Origin of the sequence: Bacteroides sp. An19 (assembly GCF_002160215.1) — a bacterium.
GTDB lineage: Bacteria > Bacteroidota > Bacteroidia > Bacteroidales > Bacteroidaceae > Phocaeicola > Phocaeicola intestinalis.
This window is the reverse complement of the sequence record NZ_NFKD01000105.1, coordinates 1-7,010: the sequence shown is the minus strand read 5'-3', so window position 1 is coordinate 7,010 and position 7,010 is coordinate 1. Positions and strand designations below refer to the sequence as shown.

At 52.9% G+C, this 7,010-nt stretch carries 5 protein-coding genes; 1 reads left to right on the top strand and 4 read right to left on the bottom strand.

Annotated features, from left to right (window positions below):
* Positions 1–154: 154 nt before the first annotated feature.
* From B5F25_RS20260 to B5F25_RS20250, 3 genes are read right to left on the bottom strand one after another with little or no spacing between them, the layout of a single operon-like run.
* Positions 155–1,168 (bottom strand): S41 family peptidase, encoded by a 1,014-nt coding sequence (locus B5F25_RS20260; protein ID WP_087251671.1) that lies wholly within the window; start codon positions 1,166–1,168, stop codon positions 155–157.
* Between the two features lie 3 nt (positions 1,169–1,171).
* The gene (locus B5F25_RS20255; RefSeq protein ID WP_087251670.1) at positions 1,172–2,089 is read right to left on the bottom strand and encodes a DUF3316 domain-containing protein; all 918 of its coding nucleotides are present in this window, start codon (positions 2,087–2,089) and stop codon (positions 1,172–1,174) included.
* Positions 2,086–4,725, bottom strand: a complete 2,640-nt coding sequence (locus tag B5F25_RS20250; protein ID WP_087251669.1) for a DNA gyrase/topoisomerase IV subunit A — start codon at positions 4,723–4,725, stop codon at positions 2,086–2,088. The genes B5F25_RS20255 and B5F25_RS20250 overlap by 4 nt, the downstream gene beginning before the upstream one ends.
* 468 nt (positions 4,726–5,193) lie before the next feature.
* Here B5F25_RS20250 and B5F25_RS20245 point away from each other — a divergent pair, with 468 nt between their 5' ends.
* Positions 5,194–5,364, top strand: a complete 171-nt coding sequence (locus B5F25_RS20245) for a hypothetical protein (protein WP_158098125.1) — start codon at positions 5,194–5,196, stop codon at positions 5,362–5,364.
* Here the strand turns inward: B5F25_RS20245 and B5F25_RS20240 are convergent.
* Entirely contained in the window at positions 5,361–6,710 is a 1,350-nt protein-coding gene (locus B5F25_RS20240) for an MATE family efflux transporter (protein ID WP_191763689.1), read from the bottom strand. The two genes, B5F25_RS20245 and B5F25_RS20240, sit on opposite strands and share 4 nt — an antisense overlap.
* Positions 6,711–7,010 lie beyond the last annotated feature (300 nt).

Sequence of the window (7,010 nt, the reverse complement as noted above, 5' to 3'; positions counted from 1 at the left end):
ATTTTGTATTGCCGGATGACCCGAAGCCCGGCTTCCACCGCCTTCCTCCGCCCTTTCCGCTACGCTCCAAGGACGGAGGAAGGCGGTGGAGGAGTTGCACTTCTAACTTGACGGTGGGGAGGTGCATAGAAACCATTTCCGGGAAACCATTTCCTTATTGTCCTTTCAGCACCCGGCATGCCGTTTCTATCATGGTGTCTTTCCCTTGGGCAATGTCTTCGCTGGTCATGTCTACTTTCACATCAGGGTCTATCCCAAATTCCAGATGGTTCATTTCGGGGTCGAGCATCGGGCTGGCAGAGAAACGGATGGACCAGCCGCAGGGGATTTCCGATGAGAAGGGAAGCCCTGAGCCTCCGCCTGTCTTGTCACCTACAAGGGTCACGTTGGGGAACTGGTTCATGCTGTTCACAAAATCGTTGGTGGCACTATAGGCACGGCGGTTGGTGAGCACTACCACCGGCTTTTGCCATCGGATGCCGTCCGAAGGCTCGATGTAGACAGGTTTGGGGTCGGAAAAATCATTGTGGGCAGGTCCCGTCTTGTGGTACATATAGCCTACAAGCACCCGCTCGTTGGTGAAACGTGCCGCCAGTTTTTGTGCCGTGGTCAGGTTTCCGCCTCCGTTATCCCGTACATCTACAATCAGTCCGTCGCATACGGCAAGCGAGTTCAGGGTCTGGTCCAGGTTTCCGTCTCCAATGCCGTTCGAGAAACTTTCGCAATAGATGTAGCCGATGTTGTTCTCCAGTATCGACCAGGTAATGCCCGACGAGTTCACGTAGTCTTTTCCCAGGTAATTGCTCTGGATGCTGTCACTGAAATTATGGGGGAAGGCGTCAAACCATGCGCGGTATTGCGATGTGCCGATGGAACTGGACAGGTTGACATGCCCGTCTCTCAGCTCGTTCACCATGTCCGAGAGCACTTCGTAGAGGTTTTCCCACGTCATGTCGGACGTGATGCGCTGGGCGTAGCGGGTGTGCACTTCGTCCCAGTCCAGCCCGTATTCTTCGTGCTTGTATTCCAGAAAGCAATATTGTTCGTCAATGATTTTCCATAGGGACTCGAAGTTCGACTCGGGCGTATTGCCTGATATGTCTTCGCGGATGCAGGAGGCGAACAATGCCTGCACGGTAATGCATAGGTAGAGGATATATTTTCTCATGGTTTAAAACGGAGTTATTTTAGGTGGCGTGGTCATGTGTTTCTTTCCATGGAACAGGTACAGATTGCGCACGACGCCTATCATGAAGTCGTGCGAGTAGGTATGGCTTTTCAGGTTGTTTACCTTTGCTTGCTGGAGGTCGCATACGTAGCCCACACGCATCACCGTGTTTCCTACCGGGAAGTCGAGGGTAAGGAGCTGGCGCAGGGACGGGTTGTTGTGCAGGGAGGTGAACACTACGTTCCGTCCTCCGTTGCCTAGCGAGAATATTTCGTAATACGATTCGCCGAACTCAGGCGAGAACATCACGCCCAGCAGGGGCAGGTTCGCTTGCCAGCGTACCGTGAGCGGATAGTTCTTGATGCGGAACCGGTACATGAGCATCCCTGATGCCCCTAAGCCCCCGTAGGCTTTTGCCTGGGCAGGGTTGTTCGAGTTGCGCCGGTTGTATACCACGCCTGCATTGAGGTCGAGCATGGGGCCGAAAAGTATCTTCAGTCCCTTGGCAGGGCGGAACTGGTAATGCAGGGCATAGCTCCAGTTCACCAACCCGCCGTACGTATGGTTGGTCTGCGAGATGTTTTCGGTGTACGAGGCATGTAGCTGGAACAGGTTTTGCGCCGAAACGTTCCCGTCCATCAGGCGGGTCATCCGCATCGTTTCGTAGGCGAAGCGCACTTCTGGACCTTCGTATTCCAAGGGCGAGAGATAGGTCTCGAATGTGTTGTTGTGTCCGGCTCCTATCATCACCGAGCGCATCACGTGGCGTGTGGCTTGCAGGGAGTCTTGCGCTTGGATACGGGTCGGAAGGCAGGTTAAGACTATCAGAATAAAAACACAGAGGCGCAGAGGCACAGAGGCTTTATTTTTTATTCTCAGTGTCTTTGTGTCTCTGTGTTCGATATAAATCAATGTTTTCATTCTTCTTCGTTATCGAATAGGTTCATTTGTCCGTTTTCGTCTTCGGATGTTCCGTTATCTTCTGTGTCGGGAACTTCTTCGGGTTCCGGCATGCGGGTAGGCTCCAGTTCGTTTACCTCGCCCACGGTGTAGGTGGTGAGTCGTTTGCCTTTTGCCTTGTAGCTCTTTACGCCTACAAAGTCGGATGCTTCTACTATCAGCGGTTCCCGGAACGCGTCGTGTCCGCCGAATACCACCTGGATGCGCGGATAGGCTTCGGGGCTGAGCAGGAGCAAACGGTTTTGCTTGTTCTCGCCCAAGTAGTTCTGGCGCTTGCTTGTCGCCTCGAAGCAGAAGCGTTTCAGGTACGGGTAGTTCTGCTGGTCGGCATCGTAGAGCACGGCGGTCCACACCTTGTCGGCATCAAACTTCTCGATGAGCCGGATATCGGGGTCGTAATGGTTGTTCAGGTCGAAGTCGGTAGTATAGAAGTCGCCGTCTGTATGTACCACGAGGATGCGGTCATCGCTTTGGAACTCGCCTAAGTATTGTCCGCGTCCGTCGTAATTGAGGCGTAACACATCGTGGTCGAACCACACCTTGCGTCCGCCCAGGGTAGAGCCTCCGCGTTGTTTCAGCCCGATTTTGTGTACCTCGTACTTGGTGAGCAGGTTGCCCATCGACTGGCGTCCCTTGATGTTGATGGTGCTGAAGTCGCGTTCGAACACCAGTTTCTTGATGCGCGGGTTGGGGCGCAGGGTCACTTTCACGGTTTCCGCCTCGCCGTTGGGGTTGGCGGTGAAGTAGACGATGCGCGAACCCGGTGTGCCTTGCGTCACGTCATACTCGCGGTCGCGTATCATCGAAGTCACGTTGAAACGCTTGATGTAGTGGTATCCGTCTTTCCCGTCGCGGTAGATGACGTTGTAGATAGTACGCTTGTCGTTCTTCTTGAACACGTTGACGTAGAGGATGTTCTTGCCTACGAAGAGCTTGTCCTGTACGCGTACCACCTTGTATTTCCCGTCGCGGTAGAAGATGATTACATCATCGATATCGGAACAGTTGCACACGAATTCGTCCTTTTTCAGCCCCGTGCCGATAAAGCCTTCCTCGCGGTTGATGTAGAGTTTTTCGTTGGCTTCCGCCACTTTTGTGGCTACGATGGTGTCGAAGTTTCGTATCTCGGTGCGGCGGGGGAACTGTGCTCCGTATTTCTCTTTCAGGCGGCGGAACCAGGCGATGGTATAGTCGGTAATGTGCGCCAGGTGGTTTTCGGTCTCTTCGATGTCCGCCTTCAGCCGGGCGATGTTCTCGTCCGCCTTGTCTTTGTTGAACTTCAGGATGCGTGCCATCTTGATTTCCATCAGGCGCAGGATGTCATCCTTGGTCACTTCGCGCACCATTTGGGGGTAGAACGGGGTGAGCCGCTCGTCGATGTGGGCACAGGCGGCGTCCATGTTTTCGGCTTGCTCGAAGCCGCGGTCTTTGTAGATGCGCTCTTCGATGAAGATTTTCTCCAGCGAGGCAAAGTGCAGGGTCTCCAGGGTTTCGTCGCGCTGTATTTCCAGTTCGCGGCGCAGGAGCCCGAGGGTGTGGTCGACCGACTTGCGGAGCACCGTGCCTACCGAGAGGAAATGCGGCTTCTTGTCCTCGATGACGCAGCAGTTGGGCGAGATGTTCACTTCGCAATCCGTAAAGGCATACAGGGCGTCCAGCGTCTTGTCCGACGAGGCTCCGGGGGCGAGGTGTACCAGTATTTCCACCTTGTCGGCGGTGTTGTCGTCTACCTTGCGCACCTTGATTTTCCCTTTTTCTACGGCTTTCAATATAGAGTCGATGAGCGACGATGTGGTTTTCCCGTAGGGAATTTCGCTGATGCAGAGTGTCTTGTTGTCTATTTTCGATATCTTGGCACGTACGCGCACCACTCCGCCCCGCTCGCCGTCGTTGTAGCGCGACACGTCTACCGCCCCTCCGGTCTGGAAGTCGGGGTAGAGGTGGAACTCTTCGCCGTGCAGGTAAGCGATGGCTGCATCGCATAACTCATTGAAGTTGTGAGGCAGGATTTTCGATGAAAGTCCTACGGCGATGCCTTCTACGCCCTGTGCCAGCAACAGGGGGAACTTGACCGGCAGGGTGACGGGTTCGCGGTTGCGCCCGTCGTAAGAGGCTTGCCATTCGGTGGTCTTGGGATTGAACACCACGTCGAGGGCGAATTTCGACAAGCGTGCTTCGATGTATCGGGGGGCGGCTGCATCATCGCCCGTGAGGATGTTTCCCCAGTTTCCCTGGCAATCGATGAGCAGGTCTTTCTGCCCCAGCTGCACCAGCGCGTCGCCGATGGAAGCGTCGCCGTGCGGATGGAACTGCATGGTGTGCCCCACGATGTTCGCCACCTTGTTGTAGCGTCCGTCGTCCAGCCGTTTCATGGCGTGCAGGATGCGCCGCTGCACCGGTTTCAGTCCGTCGTTGATGTGGGGTACGGCACGTTCCAGAATGACGTACGAGGCATAGTCGAGGAACCAGTTCTGATACATTCCGCTCAGCTGGTATTTCACTGCCTTGTCCGCCGGCGAGGCGGGCTTGTAATTCGTATCCGATTCTTTTTCAGGTATATCCGTTGTTTCGTTTTTGTCTAATGTGTCGTCGCTCATAATTGTTTTCTGCTTGATGCAAATGTACGGATAATTATTGGAAAAAACAAGTGCTTTGATGAATGGAATGGAACGCAGAGATGCAGAAGCACAGGGGGGCTCCGTTGCACAGTTACAACCGTTACAATTGTTACAATTACAGTTGATGTAAGTTGAAAATCAGATAGCGGGAAAAACTTGTTATAAATTATATATTATATATATTTATATATAAATATATATAATATATAATTTTAATAGGGGGATTTCTTTTTTTGTCCGGGATTGAAAAAGCATTTTACATTAACTGTAATTGTAACAATTGTAACGCATAGCAATGGGATAAGGCCCTTTCAAAAACGGCTTTTATCGGATATAGCTGCATCGTGCCGGGGATATACGTGCATAGCCCGGTGCAGATAGGTGCGTGTGTCATGCAATATATATATTCCCTATCGCAGTTAGAAGCTGTTTTGAATTTATCGTGCGATGATTTGGGATGAGTTTTTGAGGCATTTCCGCTTCTGTGATGAGGAAGATAGCGGGCTATCTGACGAAGAACAGGAGCGAAAAAGACCAAAAAATCGCCCAAAGCACACACGAAAACGGATACATCAAGCCAAGAAAAACTTTTTGGAGAAATTCAAAACAGCTTCTTAGTCTGTTTTCCGTAACGAGCGGAGTACCGGAATCGCTACGGGCAGGGCGAAGATGAACGAACAGAAGTCGGCTACGGCCTGGCTCATCTCTACACCTTGCAGACCTAAGCAGTGGGGTAGCAGGATGATAAAGGGGATGAAGAACAGCCCTTGGCGTGCGGAGGCAAGCAACACGGCACGTACGGGCTTGCGGATGGTTTGGAGCAGCATGTTGCAAAGGATGACCCACGTGCCCAATGGCAATGTGATAAGCTGCCAGCGCAAGGCACGTGCACCTACGGCGATTACCTCGGCGTCGTCTTCGCGGAACCATGCCACGATTTCGGGTGCGTAGATGTAGCCGACGATTGAGCAGAGGGTGAGAAACACTACCCCTACTTTTACGCAGAACCAGAAGCCTTGTTGTACGCGTGGGTAGATACCTGCGCCGTAATTGTAGCCGCATACGGGCTGGAAGCCTTGGCCGAAACCGATGAGGAAAGAGTTGATGAACATGCAGATACGTCCCACGATAGACATGCCCGCAATGGCGGCGTCGCCATACCGTCCGGCGGCTACGTTGAGCAGGATGGCGGCAAGGCTTGCCAGTCCCTGCCGGCAGAGCGAGGGGCTTCCTCCGTAAAGGATTTCGCGGAAATAAGCTAGTTGTGGCGTGAAGTTGCTCAGGCGGATGCGGATGTTTTCTCCCCGGCTGTCCATGTAGAGCAGGATGCCGAAGCTGCACACCTGTCCGCACAGCGTGGCGTATGCCGCTCCGGCGATGCCCATGCCGCATACGAAGATGAACAGCGGAGCCAGCCCGATGTTGAGCACCGTGCCGGCGGTGATGCCCACCATGGCGTAGGCGGCGTTGCCCTGAAAGCGCATTTGGTTGTTCAGCACCAGCGACGATGCCATGAAGGGCGCTCCCAGCAGGATGATGCCCAGATAGGTCTCGGTATAGGGCAGGATAGTGGGGGTAGAGCCCAATATGCGGCAGATAGGGGTCAGGAACAGGAGCCCGAAAAGCGTGATGAGGCATCCCATGATGAAGGCGCTGAAGAATCCCGTTGCCGCCATTTTCTCGGCACTTTGATAGTCGCGTGCCCCCAACCGGCGCGAGATGAAATTGCCCGACCCGTGTCCGAAGAAGAATCCGAACGCCTGTATGATAGCCATGACCGAGAAGGAAATCCCTACGGCGGCGGTGGCCTGGGTGTTGATTTTCCCTACGAAATAGGTATCTATCATCACGTAGAATGAAGTGACCAGCATGCTGACGATGGTGGGTATGGCAAGCGACCCTATCAGCCGGGGGATGGGGGCGGTGGTCATCAGGGTATATTTGTCGATGTGCTTGTGTTTCATAACCGTTTTTTCATGGATTGCCGGTGCAAATTTAGTGAATTTGGCGGATGGTGGACTGAAAAAAGGAAGAAAAAGATTGGCTCTTTCAGGAGAAAGGCGTATATTTGCAAAAATGGAGGATAAAAGGAAAACAAATAAGCAAGTGATGCTTGGCGAACTTGGAAAATATTGTATTGATATTTCTAAGAAGCTGTTTTGAATTTATCGTGCGATGATTTGGGATGAGTTTTTGAGGCATTTTCGCTTCTGTGATGAGGAAGATAGCGGGCTATCTGACGAAGAACAGGAGCGAAAAGGACC

What these genes read in the sequence shown, in the direction of transcription:
- B5F25_RS20260 (WP_087251671.1), bottom strand. Translation starts at nt 1,168, where the DNA reads ATGAGAAAATATATCCTCTACCTATGCATTACCGTGCAGGCATTGTTC.
- B5F25_RS20255 (WP_087251670.1), bottom strand. Translation starts at nt 2,089, where the DNA reads ATGAAAACATTGATTTATATCGAACACAGAGACACAAAGACACTGAGA.
- B5F25_RS20250 (WP_087251669.1), bottom strand. Translation starts at nt 4,725, where the DNA reads ATGAGCGACGACACATTAGACAAAAACGAAACAACGGATATACCTGAA.
- B5F25_RS20245 (WP_158098125.1), top strand. Translation starts at nt 5,194, where the DNA reads ATGATTTGGGATGAGTTTTTGAGGCATTTCCGCTTCTGTGATGAGGAA.
- B5F25_RS20240 (WP_191763689.1), bottom strand. Translation starts at nt 6,710, where the DNA reads ATGAAACACAAGCACATCGACAAATATACCCTGATGACCACCGCCCCC.